The sequence below is a fragment of the Candidatus Neomarinimicrobiota bacterium genome, from assembly GCA_018651745.1.
Lineage (GTDB): Bacteria > Fidelibacterota > Marinisomatia > Marinisomatales > TCS55 > JAAZYX01.
Window position 1 is genome coordinate 67518 of the sequence record JABIDL010000040.1, and the last position, 22330, is coordinate 89847.

The following is a 22330-nucleotide window of genomic DNA, read 5'->3' on the forward strand; positions in this document are numbered from 1 at the left end:
TTCAAGAATTAAGCAAGTTTTACCCATGTCAAAATCTCAGTTAAAATCCTTACCATCTGTATCTGAAGTGTTACTTGAAGTAGGGGCGGATATGTCTCTGCATAATGACTATATAAAATATATAATTAATCAAGAATTGAAATGGATGCGATCTAAAGCAAAAGGCGGAAATTTTCCTGATAAACGTAAACAAATTTTAAAAAAAATTATCCAAAAAATTAAGGAAGCACAAACTGGATCTCATTCATCGGTCATCAATGGTACCGGAATCGTTCTCCATACTGGATTTGGTCGAGCACCAATGTCTAAAAAAATCATTAAATCGGTAACCGCAAAACTGGAACAATATTCCAACATCGAATTGGATTTGTCCTCAGGAAAAAGAGGTCAGCGACAGGATCATTGTAGAAGGAATTTATCTGCTTTATGCCGGTCGGATGATTCTATGGCTGTCAATAACAATGCAGCCGCAGTTTTTCTTTGTTTAAACACCTTTGCTGAAGGAAAAGAAGTCATTATTTCACGCGGACAGGAAGTCGAAATTGGCGGTTCGTTCAGGATACCGGATGTTATTCGCAAAAGTGGATGCAAAATGGTGGAAGTTGGTACCACAAATCGAACGCGTATCGAAGATTATCAGAAGGCGATTTCGAAGAATACTGCTTTGCTTCTTTGGGTGCATACCAGCAATTATATTGTAAAGGGGTTTACCCAGTCGGTTGACCTAACAGATTTGGTTGCTCTCGGGCGGAAAGCTAAAATTCCGGTTCTTGCAGATTTGGGCAGCGGAGCTCTTGTGGACATGGATGCCATCGGACTTCCTCAAGAATTGCCCGTTTCAGCGGTCATAAAATCGGGTGTGGATGTGGTCACATTCTCTGGTGACAAATTGCTTGGCGGTCCTCAATCTGGCCTTATTGCAGGCAAGAAAAAACACATATCAACCATCTTAAATAACCCAATTTACCGTACCGTTCGATGTGATAAATGGACGATCGCTCTCTTAGATGAGACGTTAAGACATTATGGGAATACGAAATCGAATTTAGCCCTCAACCTTTTAAAAACATCTCGAATGACTTTAAAATCTCATGCTGAAAAAATTCTGAAAGGTGTTTTAAAAAAGAAACAATCGGCACTTGGAATTTCAATTGTAGAAACAGAAGTAGAAGCTGGAAGCGGCTCACTTCCCGATGCTCCATTGCCAAGTGTTGCGTTAAGGTTTTCCTCAAATAAATATACGGCTTCCAAACTTTCAGCCGCCTTCAGAAAGCTGAATTATCCCATTGTTGGTTACTGTTCCGGACGAGCATTTTTCATTGATTTAAAAGCCATTCTTCCCGGGCAACACCTTATCCTGACCGACGCAATTAACCAGATATAAACCGTGATGCAGGTTGTCATCGGAACAGCAGGACATATTGATCACGGAAAAACATCTCTCGTTGAAGCGCTTACCGGAACCAACACTGATAATCTCGATGAGGAAAAATCAAGAGGAATGACGATCAATCTGGGGTTTGCTTACCTCAACGAAAACATCACGATTATTGACGTCCCAGGGCATGAAAAATTTGTGCGTAATATGGTGGCGGGTGTTTCCACCATAGACGTGGCGCTTCTCGTCATAGCTGCCGATGATGGAATCATGCCTCAAACGAGGGAGCATTTACAGATATTGTTGCATCTTGGAATTCCTAAATGTGTGGTTGCTTTAACTAAAGTGGATAGAGTGCAGGATGCCGAATGGATTGAACTTGTGACCTTGGATATTCAACAATTGCTGGAAGAGTCACCTTTCTCTGATGCGCCTATTATTCCAACTTCAACTATTACAGGAGAGGGTATTGATACTGTGCGAAATACATTGCTTAAAGAAGCCAAATCATTAAAGGCTACCCTTGATACAGGAATTTTCCGAATGCCTATTGATCGCGTATTTCATAAAAAAGGATTTGGAGTGGTGGTTACAGGAACTGTTTTATCCGGTGCACTTCATAAGGGAAATGATTTAGAAGTTCTACCGAGAAAAATCAAAGGGAAAGCCCGCGGAATGCAAACACATTTAGCTGAAACGGATACCATTCAAATTGGAGATAGAGCTGCGATCAATATCGCCGGAGTAGACGCCGAACATTTATGGCGAGGTTGCGAACTTCTTTCACCCGGCTGGATTAAGCCCACTCAACGCTTGGCATTGCAGGTAAACCTTCTTCCTGATACACGTTGGAAAATCAAGGATAAGCAGCGAATTCGTTTACATATCGGGACAGCCGAGGTTTTAGGAAGAGCGAAATTATTTGGATTAAAACCTCTTAAACACGGCGATTCTGCGCATTTGATGCTTGACCTCGAAAAACCTATCTCTGCCGCCATGGATGATAAATTGATTCTTCGATCATATTCTCCAATGGAAACCATTGCCGGCGGAACAGTATTAGACACCGATCTCCCGCAAGGGAAAATGCTTAAATCATGGATTGCAGATCTTCCAGAAACTCTGATTGAAAGATTTAAGCACCGCGTGGATTTTTATAGAAATGATTCACAAACTGTGACCGTTTATTCCCGGATTTTTCATTTACCGGAATCAGAAATCAAAAGTATGGTTGAATCGTTAGGATTCATCATTGAAAAAGAATTGGTATTAAATCCGGATGCAAAGGCAGGGAATCGAGAAAAAGTGTTACACTATTTAGAAGGATTTCACCAATCAAAACCATATAAAAAGGCTGTAAATATGGAAATGATTCAAAACAAAATTGATTTATCAAAAGGTAGTTTGAAAATGGTTTTAGTTGATCTTGTAAAAGAAGGTCGAATTAAGGAAAGTTTATCCGGCTTTGCATTGATGAATCATGAGGTGAAATTATCTGAAGAAGACCGTAAAAAAGCGGAAAAAATTTCTGCATTTCTGAAAAATGAAGGATATCAGCTTTCAAAAGTAATAGATGTAGCTGACCGGACAAATTTGGACCCAAAAATGGTTTTGGAACTTCTACATATTTTAAAAGACGAAGGATTGACTGATATGGTAGGGGATCAGTTTTGGATTCATTCAACTTCGGCTCTATCACTTTCTCAAAGTTTACAATCCTTTTTTAAAAATCATGATTCTCTTGATGTGAACACATTTAAAGAATTAACCGGAACGACACGAAAATCTGCTATTCCGCTCTTGGAATTTTGTGACGCTAAAGATTGGACCCACCGTGACGGAAATGTGCGTATGAAAGGGCGGTTTTCCTGATGGCGAAATCTAAACCTCAATCCACTCCGCTCATGCGGCAATTTGATGAAATTAAACGTCAACATACGGATTCTATTCTTTTATTCCGAATGGGTGATTTTTACGAGACTTTTGCAGAAGATGCGAAGACAGTAGCAAAAATTCTTGGAATTGTACTGACGAAAAGATCAAATGGCGTTGCTGGCGAAGTTCCGCTGGCAGGATTTCCCTATCATGCTTTGGATCAGTATCTACCGAAGCTGGTAAAGGCCGGGCATCGAGTTGCTATTTGCGAACAGGTTGAAGATCCGAAATTAGCGAAGGGTATCGTCAAACGTGAAGTAACAGAGGTGGTTACACCGGGGACTATTACATCAGATCAAACTCTCAACGAAAAGTCTAACAGATTTTTAGGAGCTCTTGCATTTGAAAAAAAATCAGTCGGATTTGCTTTTTTAGACGCTTCCACCGGCGAGTTTTTTTTGGGTGAATCACCCAGAAAAAACCTTTTGGACATTTTAAGAAAATTCAGCCCTCATGAAATAGTAGTGGCTGAAAGTGTAACCATATCAGATCAAGATTGGTATATCGAATGCATGCCATTTATTTCGAGAGTGGAAGATTGGGCAGTGGATAAAGCTGAAGCAATGAGGATTCTAACGGATCATTTTAAGGTAAAATCGCTTAAGGGTTTTGGATGCAGTTCTATGGATGTTGGCATCACAGCCGGCGGCATGATTTTTCATCATGTTGAGAAAAATTTAAACGGAAATCTTTCGCATGTTTCCGCAGTAAGGCCGATTCGAAAAGACGGCTTGATGAATCTTGATGCATTCACAGTTAGGAATCTTGAAATTTTTGCATCACTCGCCACGCAAGGTACGCATGGAACATTGATAGATGTGCTGGACGAAACGAATACAGCGGGAGGTGGAAGACTTTTGCGATCGTGGTTGTATCGTCCACTCACTGATTTATTGACAATTCAGGACAGACATAATGCGGTGGAAGGGTTTGTCCAAGATAAAAATCGATTATCCGATTTGCGATCTGAATTAAAGGAATTGACCGATCTTGAACGTGCCCTCGGAAAATTGAGTAAACACATACTCACACCGAGAGAGTTGTTCGGATTCCGATTGAGTCTCGACCGGATTCCGGGGATCAGTCTTATTCTAAAAGATTCTAGCCATTCACAATGTCAAAAGTTGTCTGAAACTTTTAAGGATGTTTCAAAAATTACGGAGGAAATCAATACAATATTAGCGGATGATCCACCTGCAAAACTTTCACAAATTGGCGTGATTAGGAATGGCGTAAATGCTGAGTTGGATGATTTGCGAGCATTATCAACGAGCGGAAAACAATGGATCGCTGATCTTCAATCTCAAGAGAGGGAAAAGACTGGAATCAATTCGCTTAAGATCGGATTTAACAGAGTGTTCGGATATTTTATAGAAGTAACCAAAGCCAATCAAGATTTGGTCCCCGAGGATTATATTCGAAAGCAAACCCTCGTGAATTCAGAAAGGTACATCACACCGGATCTCAAGGAATACGAAGAAAAAATTCTTTCTGCAGATGAACGGATTTGCGAAATTGAATCAAAGATTTATTTCACATTGTGCGATCACATTTTATCTGAAGCCAAGTCAATTCAAGTAAATGCACATGTGTTGAATCGGTTGGATGTTTTATCCACATTCGCTCAGGTTGCCATCGACCATCATTATTGCAAACCCGAAATGGTGGAAGAAAATGTGATAAATTTGAATGAATCACGCCATCCGGTGGTGGAACAACTACTTCCTGTAACGGATAGATTCGTACCGAATGATTTGAAAATGGATTCCAAAACCAGTCAGATTCATTTGATCACAGGCCCAAATATGGCCGGAAAATCCACGTATTTACGACAAATCGGTCAGATTGTACTTATGGCGCAGATTGGGAGCTTTGTTCCGGCAAAATCAGCAAAACTCGGTATTAGGGACCAATTATTTACTCGGGTTGGTGCCAGTGATAATCTTGCCGGTGGCGAGAGCACTTTTTTGGTGGAAATGAATGAAACGGCGAATATTTTGAATAATGCCACCAAACAAAGTCTGGTTCTGTTAGATGAAATTGGTCGCGGAACTGCCACTTTTGACGGACTTTCACTGGCGTGGGCCATTACCGAATATTTACATAATACGGATGAATGTGCATCGCTCACGCTCTTCGCGACGCATTACCACGAACTAACAGATTTGGAACATGCATTAGATCGGCTTCAAAATTATCATGCTGCAGTAAAGGAATTTGGTGACAAGATTATTTTCTTAAGAAAAATTTTACCCGGGCCTGGTGATGAGAGTTACGGAATTCATGTCGCAAAAATGGCCGGGTTGCCTATGAGTGTCATTTCGAGAGCGACAGAAATATTGTCGCACCATATCCGTCAGCAAACTAAAGATGGAACTGCACCAAACAAACCGGCGTCTAATCAGCAATCATTATTTGAGAAAAAAGAATCGGAATTGCAGAAAGACATTGAAAAAATGAGCATTAACACTATGACGCCACTTGAAGCGCTTGAGACACTCGATAAACTCAAGAAAAAACACGGTCTTTAATGCGAAGAGTTATTCTACTGACTCTTTTTGCTTTACAGGTAGGTCTTTCGGAAACCTATTGGGTTCGCTATGGTTGGGAAATTTTCACCAGTGCCGGTGATGGTCGTTCTCTCGCTTTAGGCAATACGCTCACTGCCATTGGTGGTGGCGCAATTGCACCACTCTTTAATCCGGCGCACGATCCGGTCCAACTTTCCCGTGGTTTAACTTATGCACACCAAAGCCGATTTGCCGGTCTAATTAATAGTGATCTTGGGGCATTTTCATTGTCGAATTCACTTAAGTGGCCAATTGGAATTATTTTGTTACATGAAGGTATATCAAACATTCCCAATACACGTGACATTTTGCTGGATTTCGGTGAGGATGGACAGCCGGGAACAGGAGACGCCGGAGAAGGCGATGGTATTTTAAACGATGGCGAACGACTGGACGAAACAAAAATCAGTTTTTTTAAACATCGGCAAGTGGCAATGATGACCACCCGGAATTGGACGTTTGGAAAAATGAAAATTGGACTTGGACTCAAAGGGCTTCATCATTCTTTGGGCGAAAATCTTGGGACCGGTATTGGTCTAGACCTTGGATTTCTTTACAATTCATGGAACGGCGGAATGATTGGTGTCAGGTTTTCGGACGTGACGTCATCCTGGATTGTTTGGGATAGTGGATCTATTGAAGCTTCAGCACCGCAGGCTGTGATTGGGATGAGTCAAACTTTTGCTTTTACTAAATTGCCTATTTCTGTAGGGATTTTTACGGACGCTTTGGTGGATCCATCTGGAAAAACACCGAATGATGATTTTCAATTAATGGATAAAGTAGGCGTTGATTTCCGCTGGGGGATTGAAACTGTAATTAAAGAAAAAGTAGCAGTTAGATTTGGAAGGAATCGCGCAAAAGCTTACACGACAGGATTGGGACTTAATTGGGACCAATTTGGAATTGATTATGCGTTCCAAACGGCACCCGCAGGAAGTACCCTCGGAACCAGCCATTATATTTCATTTTCTGTCCATCCCGAATGGATTTTTAATCGGGTTAAATCAATTCTTTAATTCAATTCATTCCAGTTGTTCTCAAAGGGTATTATCAGGTACATTCATAGACTTTTTTCGAAAGCAAATTATGATTAAAAGTATGACAGGATTCGGGCGGGGAGAAGTTTCTGCAGGTAATAGCCACATTACAGCACAGGTACGTGCTGTGAATGGTCGTTTTTTGGATATCAAGATTCGCGGACTTGAATTAGATCCCATCGTTGAACAAAATATTCGAAAAAAACTCACAGACTTGATTCAGCGTGGTACAGTAGCATTGACAATAAAATCACTAAATCAAAATGGATCAGGGGAGTTGGTGTTTAACCACTCCAAGATGAAATCAATCGCAGATGCAGTTTCTCATGTTGAAAAAGAATTTAATGTCAGTATTTCTCTGGGAGAAGTCATCAAGGCAGATGATCTATTTTCTTCACCTGAAAAAGGTGTTGAAAGTATGGATGGTGTTGTAGATGCTGTACAAAAAGCTTGCAACCAAATGGAAAAAATGAGATTAGCCGAAGGAAAAAAACTATTAAAGGATTTATCAGGAAGAAGTAGTCATATTAAAAAATCCCTAAAAACCTTGAAAAAATTGGCAGAATCCGAAACAAAGAACCGATCCAAAAAATATGCAGAAAAGGTGCGTGAACTTTCCGATGGAATTGATCTTGATCAAAACCGAATCATTCAGGAAATTGCCATCCTTGCAGAAAAAACAGATGTAACCGAAGAAGTGGTTCGCATTGATAGTCATATAGAACAATTTAATACATTGCTGAAATCAAAAAATCCGGTTGGCAAACGCCTCAACTTTATTCTGCAGGAAGTCGGCAGAGAAGTGAATACAGTTGGTTCAAAAATTACATCCGACAGGGGAGTGAACCGGGTTGTAGAAATGAAAAACGAACTCGAACGGATGCGTGAACAGGTTCAAAATGTCCTATGAAAAATTTCATCGTAATTTCAGCCCCGTCAGGGACGGGAAAAACAACGATATGCCGAAAATTGCAGGATCAATTTTCGGAGTTGGATTTTTCTATTTCCTGCACAACTCGCCAACAGAGAAAAAACGAAATCAACGGACGTGATTATTTTTTCATTTCCCAAGATGAATTTGAACAGAAAATTTCGGAAAACGCATTTGCCGAATATGAAAAAGTTCATGGTAATTTTTACTACGGAACATTAAAAGATACACTTGAAACAACACGCTCGGAAAACCGAATGATATTGTTAGAAGTGGATGTAAAAGGCGCCATGGCAATCAAATCACTTTATCCCGAGGATACCATCACAATTTTTGTGATGCCTCCCAGTGAAGATCATTTAAGGGGTCGTCTCAAAAAAAGAGGGACAGATTCTGCGGAACATATTGAAAAAAGATTAGAAAGAATACGAGAAGAATATCCATACAGAGAACGGTTTGACCGTCAGGTTATTAATGATAACCTTAACCGAGCCGTTGAAGAATTGATAACAATCATTAGCCCCAAAACTAAAGGAGTACTTTATGGCAGTTAAACCAGTATCAATGAAGAAAATGGAAGCACAAAATGTTGATAGTTACCACGCAGTCGTAATTATAGCAAAGCGCGCCCGACAAATCATGCAAGATCGCATCATCAAGGATAGTTTTCTGGAAGAGGAACCCATTGAGTTTGGGGTTTTCGACGAAATTCCAATGATCGATCCTGAAGATTACGAGGAAAAAGATAAAGCGACGACTGAAGCATTTGATGAATATCTTGATGGCAAGCTTGAATGGAAACAGGCCGAAACTCTAGACCTGTAATTTGATCTTTTGAAACCCAAACTATCCGAACCGGCTCGTCAATATCTTAGACAGGTTCGTGATTTGTATGGGGATGAAATTTATTTAGATCTCAAGAAGAATGATCCAATTCCACCTAGCAATCCCGGTGATCTGGATGCATTTAATCTTGAAATAAGCGAATGCCAAAAATGCTCACTAGGGAAATCACGGACTAAATTTGTTTTTGGTGTTGGTGATCCCAATGCAAATCTATTGCTCGTTGGCGAAGCGCCGGGGCGGGATGAAGATATTAAGGGCGAGCCGTTTGTAGGCAAATCAGGAAGAATGTTAGATAAAATATTGCGAGCCATTGATCGCAGTCGAGAAAAAGATGTATTCATTTGCAATGTACTCAAATGCCGACCTCCGGAAAATAGAGATCCACTCGCGACAGAAGTTGAACAATGCGAACCGCATCTATTGAATCAAATACGGTTGATTAAGCCTAAACTTATTGTTAGCTTGGGGCGTGTTGCCGGGCAAACCCTTTTGCGTGTGGATAAACCGTTGAAAAGTATGCGGGAGACCATTCATGATTATCATGGGATTCCCCTAATCGTAACTTACCATCCGGCAGCCTTGTTGCGAAATGAGAACTTGAAACGGCCAACGTGGGATGATTTTAAAACGATAAGAGATTTTTTAGAGGCATAGAATAATGGCAGAAAACCCAGATCAAATTTTAAATGTCCAACCGCAATCCAATGAGGCAGAACAAGCTGTACTTGGTGCAATGCTTGCGAGCAAAGAAGCAGTTAGTAAAGTACTGCAATGGGTAACGGATATTCATTTTTACAAAGATGCGCATGCAAAAATATTTCGAGGAATGATTCAACTCTTTAACGAAGGTGAACCGGTTGATACGGTTTCTGTAGTTAATCAGCTTAAAAAAGCGAAGGATTTGGAAAATGTCGGAGGTGCTTATTATATCACCGGGTTGGTTGAATCGGTTCCAACAACAGCCAATGTTGAGCATTATGCCAAAATTGTTTTAGAAAAAGCAATGCTTCGGGAATTGATAAAGATATCTCATGATCTTACCAAAAATGCCTACGATGACCGTCAGGATGTGGATGATATTATGGATTCGGCTGAACAGGCAATCTTTTCCATTTCCCAAGGTCGAATTAAGGGTGGGTTTGAACAATTAGATCCAATTTTACAAGAAACGTTTGAAAATTTAGACAAAATTCATTCATCCGGTGGAACTGTCACTGGTGTGCCGACCGGATTATTAGATTTAGATGAGATGACATCAGGATTCCAAAATAGTGAACTCATTGTGGTGGCAGGCAGACCTGGAATGGGGAAAACAGCCTTGGCACTTACCATGGCACGAAACGCTGCGATTGATCATCAAAAGCCCGTTGGGATATTTAGTTTAGAAATGGCAAGCCATCAGTTGGCAATGAGAATGCTTTGCGCGGAGGCAAGGGTTGATTCACATTTGGTTCGTACCGGGAAACTACCAAAATCCCATTGGAAAAATTTAAGTATGTCGGTTGGCGTTCTCGCCGAAGCACCGATTTTTTTAGATGACACTCCATCTATTGGTATTTTAGAATTGCGCGCAAAAGCACGTCGCTTGATGGCTGAACATAACATAGGGATGATTATGGTCGACTATCTGCAATTAATGTCAGGTCCAAAAGGTGTTGAAAATAGACAGCAGGAAATTTCGGTTATTTCGCGGTCCTTAAAAGCATTAGCCAAAGAATTGAAAATTCCAGTCGTCGCTTTATCTCAGTTATCTCGAGCTACTGAACAACGAAGCGACCGACGTCCCCAGCTTTCGGATTTGCGAGAAAGCGGTGCCATCGAACAAGATGCTGACGTCGTAATGTTTGTGTATCGCCCGTATGTGTACAGCCGGGATGAAGACGACCGCGGAAAAGTTGAATTGATTTTGTCCAAGCAGAGAAATGGTCCAACAGGTAATATAAATTTGACATTTATAGATCGGTATGCTCGCTTCGAAAATTTGACATCCTTTTCTGATATGGAAACTGAGGTACCATTCTAATGCAGAATCCGCTTGCGCGGTTCGTCCCCCAACTTGCAGGCGAATATCCGAAATCATTCGTAAAATTATACGATCAGGTTTCGATACCGGCCGGCATGGATCCAGACGAAGTTAAACAATTACTTTGGAAAGCCTTTGACTTTGGCGATCGTTACCACGACGGACAAAAACGAAAATCCGGTGCTCCTTATTTTGAACACTGTATTGCTGTTGCAGAAATATTAGCATCCTGGAATATGGATCCGGTTATGATTATGGGTGGATTGCTTCATGATACAATCGAGGATACTGATGCGTCTCACGCGGATCTTATCAGTAATTTTGGCGAAGATGTTGCAGTATTAGTGGATGGTGTTACAAAACTAAGCGGAATCGAATTTTCTACAAGAGCAGAACAACAGGTAGGAAACTTTATGAAGATGCTTCTTTCGGTTGCTAAAGATTTACGAGTTATTATTATCAAATTTGCCGATCGCCTACACAATATGAAAACCATTGATTACATGTCTAAAATGAAGCAGAGACGAATTGCAGTAGAAACAAGAGATGTATATTCTCCTCTTGCGCATAGATTGGGAATGGCTAAGGTTAAATGGGAATTGGATGACCTCATTTTTAAAACACTCGATCCAAAATCGTATAAAGAAATTGATTCTAAATTGAAATCCACCACCAAACAGCGTGAGCGGTATATTAAAAAAGTAACAACAACCCTCAAGGAAGAATTATCAAAATATGATATTGATGCTCGCGTTTATGGGCGACCAAAATCACATATTTCTATCCATAAAAAAATGTCCAAACAGGACAAATCGTTTGAGGAAATTTATGATAAGGAAGCAATTCGAATTTTAGTAGATAAGATGGAATCATGTTATCTTGCGCTTGGAGTTATTCACAACAACTATAACCCGATACAAGAACGATTTAAGGACTTTATTGCCACACCCAAAACCAATGCGTATCAATCCATCCATACGACTATTGTTGGACCCGATAAAAAACTTGTTGAAATCCAAATTAGAACGCATGATATGGAAGAAACTGCCGAAATCGGTGTTGCTGCACATTGGCGGTATAAGGAAAAAAAGGATAAAGATTCCAAGGGTATGGATTCGCATGTAGGTTGGCTTAGGGAATTGTTGGATATTTTGCAAAGCGAAGAAAGTGATCCGAGAGAATTTATGCACCTTTTAAAAATTGATCTTTTTAGCGATGAGATATTTGTGTTTACTCCGAAGGGTGAATTGATACAATTACCTGTGTTAGCGACGCCAATTGATTTTGCGTTTAAAGTTCATACAGAAATTGGAATGAAATGTCTTGGTGCTAAAGTAAACCAGAAAGTGGTTCCACTAAATACAAAACTGAAAAACGGTGATTTGGTAGAGATTATCACGGGAAAAAGTCAAAAACCAAATTATGGCTGGCTCAAGATTGCAGTTACTTCAAAAGCCCGAAATAAAATAAATCATTATCTAAAGATGGCCAGTAAAGTTGAGAGTTTGGAACTTGGTCAAGAAATATTGAAAAAAACACTCAGGCGATTGAAAAAATTATCCATCCAAAAGGAAGTTGAATCTTCTTTTATAAAATTCGGATTCCAAACAACTGAACAGTTATTGGAGTCTATTGGAAATGGAAATTTAACCGTACGGCAAATACTGGAGAAAATCATTCCGGAATCAGAGACTGAATTTGACATCCAAGAACCCGAAGCTACATCCCGGTTTTCTTTTATGGGTTCATCGCCAAAAGGTGTCAAACTGCAGGGTATAAAAGATGTTATGGTGTCTTATGGAAAATGCTGTAACCCGATTCCTGGTGATGAAACGCTTGGGTTTATTACGCGAGGTCGTGGGCTCACGGTACATCGCTCAATGTGTGCGAGTTTACCGTTAATGAGTGAGGAAAAAGATAGAGTTGTTCCGGTAGATTGGGATGTAGCTAAAACCGATCTTTTTAATGTGCGGTTGAAAATAACAGGACAGGATCGAAAAGGAATTTTGAAAGATCTCACAGAATCGATTTCATCTCATAATATTAATATCAAAAGTGTGGATATGCACGGAGAAGATTCTGTCGCCACCGCTCTTTTCATTGTTCAAGTGAATAATATCCGTCAACTTGACCGCATCATTCGAAAAATTAAAAAAGTAAGAGGCGTAGATCATATAGAGAGATCTGAGCGATAATCGCCGATATTTGCATTATTATAAAAGAACTAAAGGACATTTTATAAAACGGATATCATGCTTAGAATTTTAGGAATTGATTATGGATCAAAGCGGGTTGGGTTGGCTTTATCAGATCCCACCCATCTTATTGCAAGCCCCTTTAAAACGCTCACTGTTTCATCAGACGAATCGCTGATTTTGGCATTGCAAAAAATCATTCAAGATTACGAGATTGAATCTGTGGTAATCGGGATGCCATATAGGTTGAAAGGTGGCGATTCACCGCAAACCAAAGTGGTTCGCAAATTTACTCAAAAACTGATGGACAATGGAATTCGTGTGGAAGAAGAAGATGAACGATTAAGCTCGGTCAGCGCAAAACGAGCTTTAATTGATCAAAATTTCAAAACGGGAAAAAATAAAGGACTTATAGATCAGACGGCGGCGGCCATTATGCTTCAGCAATACTTGGACAAAAAAAGACGTGCTTAAATTATTGAGCAAACCATCTTATCAACTTGCAATCATCTCCGGTTGCTTCCTTGGAATGTCTTATCCTCCGCTTCCGCTGGGATTTTTTGCATTATTTGGATTCATTCCACTCATTCATATCTGTGTGAAAGAGTCTCCGAAAATTGCCGCAAAATGGGGGTATGTTGCGTCCGTTATAGCAAATGTGATTTCACTATATTGGATTGGGCTTAATACAGGCGCACCATTTTGGGTAAGCATGTTATCGATGATTGGCGCCGTATTTTATCTTGGTATTTTTTGGGCAGCATTTGCGGCTTTGGTTTCCATGATTCATCATAGAACAGGAAAGGGGCTAATGGCAGCGCCGTTCCTGTGGGTTGCTATGGAATTCCTTCGGACATTTGGTCCGTTAGGATATCCGTGGATCAATCTTGCAATTACTCAATCGCGGTACCTTCCTGTGATTCAAATACTGGAAATAACCGGAACCTATGGCGTCGCATTTTGGATTGTTTTGGTGAATGCAGCATTGTACGGATATGTGGTTTCGAATCATAAAAAAGTTTCACCATTTCTTCCAATAATTATATTCATTTTACCCTGGCTGTTTGGAGGAATGAGACTTTTGTTGTGGGAACAATATGAAGGAAAAAATATTAGCATTGCCATGGTTCAACCCAATGTAAATCCTGTTGATAAATGGGACCATTCCAAACGAAGTGGATTGTTTGCTCTCATGGATTCTCTACACGTTGAAGCAATGGAATTAAAACCCGATTTAATTTTGTGGCCGGAATCTGCTTTGCCAACTTATTTGAGGACAAATTCGGTCACTCGGAAGCCCATTATGAACCGAATTAAAATATCAGGAATTCCTTTGCTTGCCGGTACTCCAGACAAGCAGACCAATGAGTTTGGAGTCACACAATACTTAAATAGTACTATTTTTCTAAAACCCAATGGTTCGCAAAGCATGTACACCAAAATGAAACTTGTGCCATTTGGCGAATATGTTCCCCTATCATCGTTATTTTCGTTTTTGGATAATTTGAACATTGGGGTTGGGAACTTTGAGCACGGCGGCACTTATACGGTGTTCGAGATGGATTCAATCAAATTCAGCAACATGATCTGTTATGATTCAAGCTTCCCAAGTGTTGCACGTGAATTTGTGAGCCGTGGCGCCCAAATGCTAACCATTCAAACGAATGATGGTTGGTGGCGCCATACATCCGGTGCGTACCAACATTTTGAGCTTGCTCGCCTACGAGCAGTTGAAAATCGAGTGCCTGTTGTGCGGTGCGCAAATACAGGAATTTCCGGACATTTCTTACCGACAGGAAAACATGCCGGTAAAATTGGATTCAATCAAAAAGGCGTTGGGCTGGCTAATGTGACCTTGCAAAATCACTCATCTTTTTACACAAAATTTGGGGACGCATTTGCATGGCTGATGACCTTAATTTCCATAGGATTTATAGGAATGGGATGGACACGAAAATCATCATAATACTTTTGTTCACCGGTTCGTTTGCATTTTCACAAAGCGAACGTCAGGTAGAGGATTCCAAATTATCTCCGGCCGTAAAATCATTTCTTATCCCCGGTTGGGGGGAAAAATCATTGCATCAATCCAAGAGATCCAGATTCTTTATTATGTCAGAAACCTCTCTTTGGTTAAGCGTTATGGGCACCTTTATCGCATCAGAAGTAGAAGAACAAAAATACATAGCGTATGCGGCAGATCATGCAGGCGTGGATATTTCTGGGAAAGATCATAGTTTTTGGGTGGATATTGGCAATTATCCTAATCGGAATTCTTTTAATAATGAACACCTGCGTTTTAGAGATAATGACGCATTATATGCATTAGACACGGAATGGAATTGGGAGTGGGATGAGGCCAATCATCGAACAACGTTTGAAAGGATGCGAATTAGAGGAGATATATTGACAAAGGCAACATCTTTTCTCGTCGCAGGGGTAGTCCTTAATCACGTTATTTCTGCAATTGATGCCGCCTATTTGCAAAACATAGCGCAAGGTGTTACACTTGATGTAGTGCCGAAAATTGATATAGAATCAAAATCTTCATCACTTTCTTTTTCGATTAAGTTTTAGTTTCCTAACAAATAATTGAAGATAATATGATCAAGCATCCATTAACGGAAGCAACATTTTTTGTGGGTTTTGCCATTTCGAGTTTATTAGTCCAATCGTGGATTGGCTGGACAATTCATGGAATTATTATTTTAGGAATCATATTATTTCAAACTATTTCGATTGCAAATATATTGCACCGCATTCGTCATATGATTTGGTTTTTTCCAATCTTATTGGGAATGTTTCTGCTCAGTTCGATTATCTTCTCTAATATCTCATTTATTTCGGCAGTGAAATCGGGAATATTTTCTATGATGAGATTTGTTTTAAGTACTGTTATCATGGGCGCATTTTTGGAAAAAGAATGCAGAAAAAATATTTTTCAAGCGATTCGAAGCATTTGGCTTATAGCTGGGAAGTCTTGGCACAAAGTTGAAGACTTTTTTCTATTTCTTAGCTTAACCCTTCGATTTTTTCCATCCCTTCAGAGGCAATGGTCTCAACTACAATCTTCAAAAGTTTCACTGGGAATTCAAGATACAGAAAGCAGGTTTTCCCAAGTCAAATCACTGATGTCCGATTTGCCGGGGTTTTTGATTCAACAATTAAAAATGGCGGATACTACATCTCTTGCTATGTCATTACGCGGATACGGGAATCAAGTGCCTCGAGGTGTTGCCCAATTTATTCCGTTTCGCAAAACCGATGGTTTGCAAATTGCATTTCTAATTACATTTATTATTGTTATACATCGTTTTGCCTCGATATAAAATAGAAATACAGTATCTTGGTTCTGCATTTTCGGGTTGGCAGAAGCAATGCGAAGCACACACCGTGCAAGCAGAAATTGAATCAGCGTTGACCATTTTGAATAAAGGGAATCGCATTCCGGTTACTGGCGCGGGGCGGACAGATTCCGGTGTGCATGCTTTAGGGCAGGTTGCTCACTTTGATTTTGATACAATCATGACGTCTTGCGACTTAAAGGATGCGATAAACGGCAATATGTGCGATACAGTCCAGGTAAGAACCTGTGGTGTGGCACGTCCGGAATTTCATGCGAGATACTCCGCTACAAATCGACATTATGTGTATTCTTGTAGAACTGACGATCAAATATTAGATAGTGCCATTGTTTGGAAAACCGGTCCGCTTAATTTGTCCACGTTAAATACTGTTGCATCAGAAATTGTAGGAGAACATGATTTTACGTCATTTGCAAAACAAAATCCTGAGACAGAAAACTATCTTTGCACCGTGAGTCATTCCTTGTGGTTGGAAAAGAATGGAATTGTAAATTACGAGGTTACTGCCAATCGGTTTTTACACCATATGGTTCGGTATCTTGTTGGAACCATGGTGGAAATATCGAGAAATAATTATCCAATGAATGATTTTATAAAGTTGCTAAAGCATCCAAAAGAAAATGTCCACATTTTCAAAGCACCTCCTCAGGGATTGCGATTAGAGAAAGTGATTTATAATGAATTGGATTAAAACTACTTTTATTATTCTGGTCGCCATTTCTGCCTTGCCTGCGGATGGTGATATTCACAGTTCTCGGCAAACTGCTATTGTCAGGGCAATTGAAAAAGTCAGCCCGTCTGTTGCGAGCGTTAACGTGACACAGTTACGAAATGTAAGAGGGCGCGTGTTTAATGATCCTTTTTTCGATTATTTTTTCCCGGAAAAAATATATCGGAGCCAGCAACGAGTGAAAGGATCTGGCACGGGAGTTTTAATTAGCCCTGATGGATACATTGTAACCAATTTTCATGTGATAGAAAATGCGACTGAGATTATTATTAAACTTACCGGCGGAAAAGAATATGAGGCAGAAATAATTGGGACAGACCGCGTTACGGACCTTACCCTTTTGAAAATTGAAGGAAATTCGTTTCCCTATGCGGAATTGGGAAATTCTGACGATTTAATGATTGGCGAATGGGTGGTTGCACTTGGAAATCCGTTTGGACTGTTTGATGTGAACCAGCAACCAACTGCTACAGCGGGTATTATCAGTGCGATAGATATGGATTTTGGGCAAGTGGAATCCGGTAGAATTTATCAAGACATGATTCAAACTGATGCAGCTATTAATCCGGGAAATAGTGGAGGACCTCTTGTTAATGTGAATGGTGATGTAATTGGTATAAATTCATTTATATATACAGGTTCATCGATTTCGGAAGGGTCAGTTGGGATTGGTTTTGCCATTCCAATTGAGCGCGCCCAACGAATTGTAAATGAGTTGAAAAACACGGGTCGCGTTGATCGAAGTTTTGCCACTGGTCTAACGGTGCAGGCATTAACACAAAAACTTAGCGGATATCTTGAACTACCCTTTAGTACGGGTGTGATGATTGTAGAAGTAGAATCCGGAAGTACATCGGATATTGCTGGATTGGAAGCGGGAGATGTTATTGTACGCGTTAACAATATGCGTGTATCAAAATCATCTGATATTCGCAAGGTAATCGAGGAAAACGATCTTCGTTCTGGGGATAAACTGAATCTGAAAGTGTACAGGAATGGTCGGTATGGAACTAAATCTTTGCGCTTAGGAAAGGTGCAGTAACACATGTTCGCTCCAGAAGGTAAACGCGTCCTTGTTCCTCTTTTCATTTTGACAATTATAACCGGAATGATTGGCTATGCCTTGAATATTTCGACACTTAAAATTTGTTTCTCAATCATCGGATTTTTATTTCTGTTTTCTCTTTACTTTTTTCGTGACCCTCACCGTTCATTTCCAAAAGATGAAAAAAACATATATTCTCCCGCCGACGGAAAAGTAGTTCAAATTATTGATGTCAATGACCCAGATGTTGGCGAAGATGTGGTTCAAGTGTCCATTTTCTTAAGCGTATTTAATGTTCATGTTAATAGGGTTCCTGTCGATGGCACGATCAAATCTATGGAATTTTTCAAAGGAAAATTTTTAGCGGCATTCAATCATAAAGCATCCAAAGATAATCAGCGAACTGAAATAGTCATGGAAACAAAAAATGGAAATTTAAGAATTCGTCAGATTACCGGCGCAGTCGCCAGGAGAATATTCTGTTATGCTGATCCAGGTTCTACTATGCACCAAGGTGACCGCCTCGGTTATATCATGTTTGGTTCCCGTACAGATATTATATTCCCCAAAACAGTTTCGCTCAATGTTGAGGTTGGTACCGTTGTAAAAGGTGGCATGAGTGTGATTGGAAGATATGAATCAAATGCAGGTTGAAAAGAAAAAACGGGTCGGAAAACACGTTATTCCCAATGTGGCAACGGTGTTTAATATGTTTTTAGGATTTCTCGCATTGGGATATCTAGTGCGCGATGAACCGGTGCTCGCATCTTGGCTCATTCTGGTATCAATATTTTTTGATTCTATTGACGGGAAACTCGCCAGGCTTTTGGGTATTAGTAGCCGTTTTGGCACCGAGTTTGATTCTTTGGCAGATACCGTTTCATTTTGCGTGGTTCCCTCGGTGATGGTGTACCTTGTTTACGGGAATGGATTGCCACCTGTATTGCGGGGAATGATTTGCTTTATTCCGCTTTTATTTGGAACCATCAGATTGGCGCGCTTTAATGTATTGCAGACTGAAAAACCCGTGCCGTATTTCACAGGTTTAACAACACCCTTGAATGCGTTACTCATCGTGAGCTTTATGCTCTTCAATCATCAAATTTGGGGCGATGCAGGGGATCCTAGAATTGCGCTTGTAATGATATCTTTGCTCGGTTTCTTGATGGTCAGTCCCGTTCGGTTTTCAAAATTCCCGTTATTATCTTTCCGGCAGGGGAAGAAAAACACTCTTCGTCTTGTGGCGCTCATTGCAGTCATAATTTCTATGGTTCTATGGCGTGGTATTATTCTTTTTCCGGTTTTTTCTCTTTATATCATTTGGAGTATTTTTAAATGGATGTTAGACAATAACCGCTTTGAAGAAGATGGTCCGATGGTAGAATCTGAACAAGGAGTCATGAGTCATGACTAAACGATCTATAGGATTTGTTAGTCTTGTTTTGTTTGTCGGAATAATCCTTGGTACGGTGGGAGGCGAATTGCTTGCATGGGGACTTCCTGCAGGAGTTGTAAAAGATTTCTTTCTTACAAGTGTAGAGTTTAATCTGGCTGGTTTGGTGGGAAACGACACCGGTGTCATCACGCTTGATCTCAAAGTTTTTTCCGTGTCGTTTGGTTTAGTTTTAAAATTGAACATCACTTCTATTCTCGGTCTGGCTATTTCATATTATTTCCTTAGATTTTTCAGGTAAACATGAATCACAGTTTTACCGTAAATTCATTATGAACATTTGACGTCTGGAGGACGAAGCTATGGATAACATCATCATTGAATACGCGCTGTTTAATCTCGGCGCTCCCGAAATCATTCTCATTTTACTGGTCATTTTGCTTTTATTCGGCGCAAAGCGACTTCCCGAACTTGCACGCGGACTTGGTCAGGGAATCAAGGAATTCAAAGGCGCAGTGGATGACACCAAAAAAACCATCGAGACCGCCGCTGATCCTGAAAGCGCACCGTCGGAAGAAGCCGAACGGTCTTCTGACAGCGACTAACATTTGTCATCAAAATCCCGCCCCGGTTTTAGAAAATAGAATCGGGGTTTTTTACACCTGATAAATTTTATGACATTTACGGACATCATCCAAAACCAGCTAAACCTCATTGAGGAAAAATCGGATCTGAATTGCATCATCCGAACCCGGGATGCATCGGCGATTGCTTCTGCGGGAAAATCATCTGGACGCTTGTCCGGAAAAACGCTGTTGATTAAAGATAATATTTCCATAAAGGGCGAACCGATTACCTGCGCATCCAATGTGCTGGAAGGATATACAGCGCCGTACAACGCAACCGTGATTGATCGAATTGAGTCTGAAGGCGGCGTTATTTTAGGGCAAACAAATTGTGATGAATTTGCGATGGGATCTTCCACAGAATATTCCACGTACGGTCCGGCAAAAAATCCGTTCGATTCCACGAGAGTAACAGGCGGATCCAGCGGCGGGTCCGCAGCGGCTGTTGCCGCTGATTTGGCGGACATGGCACTTGGATCTGACACCGGCGGATCGGTGCGCCAACCAGCTGCCTTCTGCGGCGTGTACGGACTCAAGCCAACATACGGAAGGGTGTCTCGATACGGACTGGTTGCCTTTGCATCGTCTTTTGACCAAATTGGTCCATTCGCAAAAACTACCGAAGATACTGCATCCCTTTTTGTAAGCATCGCCGGCCACGACCCGAAGGACGCGACATCTTCAAAAGAGCCGGTTCCAAATCTGCAGAATTGCCTCGATGCGCCACCGCCGAAATCCCTCGGAATTCCGCGGGCATTTCTAAAAACCGGACTCGATCCTGAATTGTCCAAAAAAATGAAAGAACTTGAATCTTTCTGCGAAACGGAAGGCATTTCAATCGTGGATGTTGATTTGCCTCACGCGCAGTACGCAGTTTCGACGTATTATATTTTGACGATGGCGGAAGCATCTTCGAATCTCGCGCGATTTGATGGAGTGCGCTACGGTTCCCGTAAATCGGATGAAGATGTGAAGAAATTGTACACTCAAACACGATCTGAAGGATTTGGACCGGAAGTGAAGCGGCGCATCATGCTTGGAACTTATATTTTATCCTCAGGGTATTACGATGCATATTATGCCAAAGCGCAGAAAGTCCGCCAGCTTATAAAGAACGATTTCGTGGATGCGTTTGATTCTGTGGATCTGATATTATTGCCAACAGCACCAACAGGGGCTTTTAAAATTGGCAAAAATGTGGATGATCCTCTGGCGATGTATTTGTCAGATTTATTCACCATTCCGATGAGTCTCGCCGGCGTGCCTGCATTGAATATCCCCGCCGGAAAATTTTCTTCGGGACTTCCCGCAGGGCTGCAGCTTGTGGGGAATTATTTCAAAGAAGAAACAATTTTATCCTTCAGTCGTAGAGTCGAGCAGGCAAGTGTCTTTACCCTTGACTGAGTTTTTCAAACGCCTCTTTATCTATTTATCCTTGAGACCTTTTGGTGAAAAATATCACAAATCTAGTTTTGGAATAAATATGATCCTCAGAACCACCATCTTAATTTTCTTTTTTCTGATAATTCTTCTCACCCAATCCGCCTGCCCCGATAACCCCAAAGAAACCGAATGCGGGGAAAACCAGGTAGAAGTAAACGGCACTTGCGAATGCGCGGATGGCTACCACTGGAATGATGACCAAACCCAATGCAAGTTGGACACCACCAGCCACAACTTTGTGTGGGAGATTGATACACTTGGAGACTACGGCAGTTACCTAAATGACGTAGCCATTATTGATGAGAACAACGTCTGGGTGGTGGGACAAATTATTGTAGATGATCCTGATTCATCTTTCAATGGAACCGGTAGAGAAAAATTTAATGCAGCACACTGGGACGGGAGTGAGTGGGAATTGATTAGAATTGCTCCAACGCCTTATTTGTATGGTGTCTATTATTCAGTCTATGCTTTTAATACAAATGATGTCTGGTTTGGTGGATCAATTGTCGTTCATTTTAATGGAAATAAATTCACACCTTATGGTTCACTAGAAGGGTTCCCGGGTGGCTTTTATGTAAACAAAGTCTGGGGCACCTCCTCTTCTGATCTTTATTTTGTTGGTGGAAATGGTAACATTGTCCACTACGACGGCAGTGATTTTAGGCTGATGGAGAGTGGGACGGAAACAGGGATAATAAACATATGGGGATTAGATGGCCAACATATATGGGCAGTTACATACCAAAACAATGCTAATGGCATAATCAATGAGGTCTTATTTTATAATGGAAATGAATGGACTACAAA

Annotated in this window: 22 protein-coding genes; all 22 read left to right on the plus strand. The window is 40.7% G+C overall.

Features of this window, described 5'->3' with window-relative positions; all coding sequences use genetic code 11:
- Positions 1–25: 25 nt before the first annotated feature.
- Positions 26–1384, plus strand: coding sequence for an L-seryl-tRNA(Sec) selenium transferase (gene selA, locus HOD97_07770; GenBank protein ID MBT4281493.1), 1359 nt, complete (start codon positions 26–28; stop codon positions 1382–1384).
- 6 nt (positions 1385–1390) lie between these two features.
- On the plus strand, positions 1391–3250 hold the full coding sequence (gene selB / locus HOD97_07775; protein ID MBT4281494.1) for a selenocysteine-specific translation elongation factor: 1860 nt from the start codon (positions 1391–1393) through the stop codon (positions 3248–3250).
- Complete coding sequence (gene mutS, locus HOD97_07780; GenBank protein MBT4281495.1) at positions 3250–5844, plus strand: DNA mismatch repair protein MutS; 2595 nt, start codon at positions 3250–3252, stop codon at positions 5842–5844. Before selB ends, mutS begins: the two co-directional genes overlap by 1 nt.
- Positions 5844–6902: a hypothetical protein gene (locus HOD97_07785; GenBank protein MBT4281496.1), complete on the plus strand. Its 1059-nt coding sequence runs from the start codon at positions 5844–5846 to the stop codon at positions 6900–6902. The genes mutS and HOD97_07785 overlap by 1 nt, the downstream gene beginning before the upstream one ends.
- Positions 6903–6972: 70 nt before the next feature.
- A complete protein-coding gene (locus tag HOD97_07790) occupies positions 6973–7833 on the plus strand; it encodes a YicC family protein (protein MBT4281497.1) in 861 nt (286 codons plus the stop codon).
- Positions 7830–8408 (plus strand): guanylate kinase, encoded by a 579-nt coding sequence (gene gmk, locus HOD97_07795; protein MBT4281498.1) that lies wholly within the window; start codon positions 7830–7832, stop codon positions 8406–8408. Before HOD97_07790 ends, gmk begins: the two co-directional genes overlap by 4 nt.
- Entirely contained in the window at positions 8398–8679 is a 282-nt protein-coding gene (locus HOD97_07800) for a hypothetical protein (GenBank protein MBT4281499.1), read from the plus strand. The genes gmk and HOD97_07800 overlap by 11 nt, the downstream gene beginning before the upstream one ends.
- Before the next feature lie 9 nt (positions 8680–8688).
- Positions 8689–9354 carry a uracil-DNA glycosylase gene (locus HOD97_07805; protein ID MBT4281500.1) on the plus strand — a complete coding sequence of 222 codons (666 nt, stop codon included), beginning with the start codon at positions 8689–8691 and terminating at the stop codon, positions 9352–9354.
- A gap of 4 nt (positions 9355–9358) precedes the next feature.
- Complete coding sequence (dnaB, locus tag HOD97_07810; protein ID MBT4281501.1) at positions 9359–10723, plus strand: replicative DNA helicase; 1365 nt, start codon at positions 9359–9361, stop codon at positions 10721–10723.
- Positions 10723–12918 carry a bifunctional (p)ppGpp synthetase/guanosine-3',5'-bis(diphosphate) 3'-pyrophosphohydrolase gene (locus HOD97_07815; GenBank protein MBT4281502.1) on the plus strand — a complete coding sequence of 732 codons (2196 nt, stop codon included), beginning with the start codon at positions 10723–10725 and terminating at the stop codon, positions 12916–12918. Before dnaB ends, HOD97_07815 begins: the two co-directional genes overlap by 1 nt.
- Positions 12919–12975: 57 nt before the next feature.
- On the plus strand, positions 12976–13392 hold the full coding sequence (gene ruvX / locus HOD97_07820; protein ID MBT4281503.1) for a Holliday junction resolvase RuvX: 417 nt from the start codon (positions 12976–12978) through the stop codon (positions 13390–13392).
- Positions 13393–13396: 4 nt separating this feature from the next.
- Positions 13397–14884: an apolipoprotein N-acyltransferase gene (gene lnt / locus HOD97_07825; protein ID MBT4281504.1), complete on the plus strand. Its 1488-nt coding sequence runs from the start codon at positions 13397–13399 to the stop codon at positions 14882–14884.
- Positions 14863–15495, plus strand: a complete 633-nt coding sequence (locus tag HOD97_07830; GenBank protein ID MBT4281505.1) for a hypothetical protein — start codon at positions 14863–14865, stop codon at positions 15493–15495. Before lnt ends, HOD97_07830 begins: the two co-directional genes overlap by 22 nt.
- Before the next feature lie 26 nt (positions 15496–15521).
- Positions 15522–16247, plus strand: coding sequence for a hypothetical protein (locus tag HOD97_07835; GenBank protein MBT4281506.1), 726 nt, complete (start codon positions 15522–15524; stop codon positions 16245–16247).
- Positions 16234–16974: a tRNA pseudouridine(38-40) synthase TruA gene (gene truA / locus HOD97_07840; GenBank protein MBT4281507.1), complete on the plus strand. Its 741-nt coding sequence runs from the start codon at positions 16234–16236 to the stop codon at positions 16972–16974. The genes HOD97_07835 and truA overlap by 14 nt, the downstream gene beginning before the upstream one ends.
- Complete coding sequence (locus tag HOD97_07845) at positions 16961–18055, plus strand: trypsin-like serine protease (protein ID MBT4281508.1); 1095 nt, start codon at positions 16961–16963, stop codon at positions 18053–18055. The genes truA and HOD97_07845 overlap by 14 nt, the downstream gene beginning before the upstream one ends.
- A 3-nt stretch (positions 18056–18058) precedes the next feature.
- Complete coding sequence (locus tag HOD97_07850) at positions 18059–18712, plus strand: phosphatidylserine decarboxylase family protein (protein MBT4281509.1); 654 nt, start codon at positions 18059–18061, stop codon at positions 18710–18712.
- The gene (pssA, locus tag HOD97_07855) at positions 18693–19472 is read left to right on the plus strand and encodes a CDP-diacylglycerol--serine O-phosphatidyltransferase (GenBank protein MBT4281510.1); all 780 of its coding nucleotides are present in this window, start codon (positions 18693–18695) and stop codon (positions 19470–19472) included. The genes HOD97_07850 and pssA overlap by 20 nt, the downstream gene beginning before the upstream one ends.
- Positions 19465–19752: a DUF4321 domain-containing protein gene (locus tag HOD97_07860; GenBank protein ID MBT4281511.1), complete on the plus strand. Its 288-nt coding sequence runs from the start codon at positions 19465–19467 to the stop codon at positions 19750–19752. Before pssA ends, HOD97_07860 begins: the two co-directional genes overlap by 8 nt.
- Positions 19753–19813: 61 nt before the next feature.
- Positions 19814–20056, plus strand: coding sequence for a twin-arginine translocase TatA/TatE family subunit (locus HOD97_07865; protein ID MBT4281512.1), 243 nt, complete (start codon positions 19814–19816; stop codon positions 20054–20056).
- A gap of 69 nt (positions 20057–20125) precedes the next feature.
- Complete coding sequence (gatA, locus tag HOD97_07870; GenBank protein MBT4281513.1) at positions 20126–21481, plus strand: Asp-tRNA(Asn)/Glu-tRNA(Gln) amidotransferase subunit GatA; 1356 nt, start codon at positions 20126–20128, stop codon at positions 21479–21481.
- Between the two features lie 79 nt (positions 21482–21560).
- Positions 21561–22330 (plus strand): hypothetical protein (locus HOD97_07875; GenBank protein MBT4281514.1); only part of this gene is annotated, 770 nt, incomplete at its 3' end.

Excerpts from the sequence above, each read along its gene's own strand:
- selA (MBT4281493.1), top strand. The coding sequence starts at position 26 with ATGTCAAAATCTCAGTTAAAATCCTTACCATCTGTATCTGAAGTGTTA.
- selB (MBT4281494.1), top strand. The coding sequence starts at position 1,391 with ATGCAGGTTGTCATCGGAACAGCAGGACATATTGATCACGGAAAAACA.
- mutS (MBT4281495.1), top strand. The coding sequence starts at position 3,250 with ATGGCGAAATCTAAACCTCAATCCACTCCGCTCATGCGGCAATTTGAT.
- HOD97_07785 (MBT4281496.1), top strand. The coding sequence starts at position 5,844 with ATGCGAAGAGTTATTCTACTGACTCTTTTTGCTTTACAGGTAGGTCTT.
- HOD97_07790 (MBT4281497.1), top strand. The coding sequence starts at position 6,973 with ATGATTAAAAGTATGACAGGATTCGGGCGGGGAGAAGTTTCTGCAGGT.
- gmk (MBT4281498.1), top strand. The coding sequence starts at position 7,830 with ATGAAAAATTTCATCGTAATTTCAGCCCCGTCAGGGACGGGAAAAACA.
- HOD97_07800 (MBT4281499.1), top strand. The coding sequence starts at position 8,398 with ATGGCAGTTAAACCAGTATCAATGAAGAAAATGGAAGCACAAAATGTT.
- dnaB (MBT4281501.1), top strand. The coding sequence starts at position 9,359 with ATGGCAGAAAACCCAGATCAAATTTTAAATGTCCAACCGCAATCCAAT.
- HOD97_07815 (MBT4281502.1), top strand. The coding sequence starts at position 10,723 with ATGCAGAATCCGCTTGCGCGGTTCGTCCCCCAACTTGCAGGCGAATAT.
- ruvX (MBT4281503.1), top strand. The coding sequence starts at position 12,976 with ATGCTTAGAATTTTAGGAATTGATTATGGATCAAAGCGGGTTGGGTTG.
- HOD97_07830 (MBT4281505.1), top strand. The coding sequence starts at position 14,863 with ATGGACACGAAAATCATCATAATACTTTTGTTCACCGGTTCGTTTGCA.
- HOD97_07835 (MBT4281506.1), top strand. The coding sequence starts at position 15,522 with ATGATCAAGCATCCATTAACGGAAGCAACATTTTTTGTGGGTTTTGCC.
- HOD97_07845 (MBT4281508.1), top strand. The coding sequence starts at position 16,961 with ATGAATTGGATTAAAACTACTTTTATTATTCTGGTCGCCATTTCTGCC.
- HOD97_07850 (MBT4281509.1), top strand. The coding sequence starts at position 18,059 with ATGTTCGCTCCAGAAGGTAAACGCGTCCTTGTTCCTCTTTTCATTTTG.
- pssA (MBT4281510.1), top strand. The coding sequence starts at position 18,693 with ATGAATCAAATGCAGGTTGAAAAGAAAAAACGGGTCGGAAAACACGTT.
- HOD97_07860 (MBT4281511.1), top strand. The coding sequence starts at position 19,465 with ATGACTAAACGATCTATAGGATTTGTTAGTCTTGTTTTGTTTGTCGGA.
- HOD97_07865 (MBT4281512.1), top strand. The coding sequence starts at position 19,814 with ATGGATAACATCATCATTGAATACGCGCTGTTTAATCTCGGCGCTCCC.
- gatA (MBT4281513.1), top strand. The coding sequence starts at position 20,126 with ATGACATTTACGGACATCATCCAAAACCAGCTAAACCTCATTGAGGAA.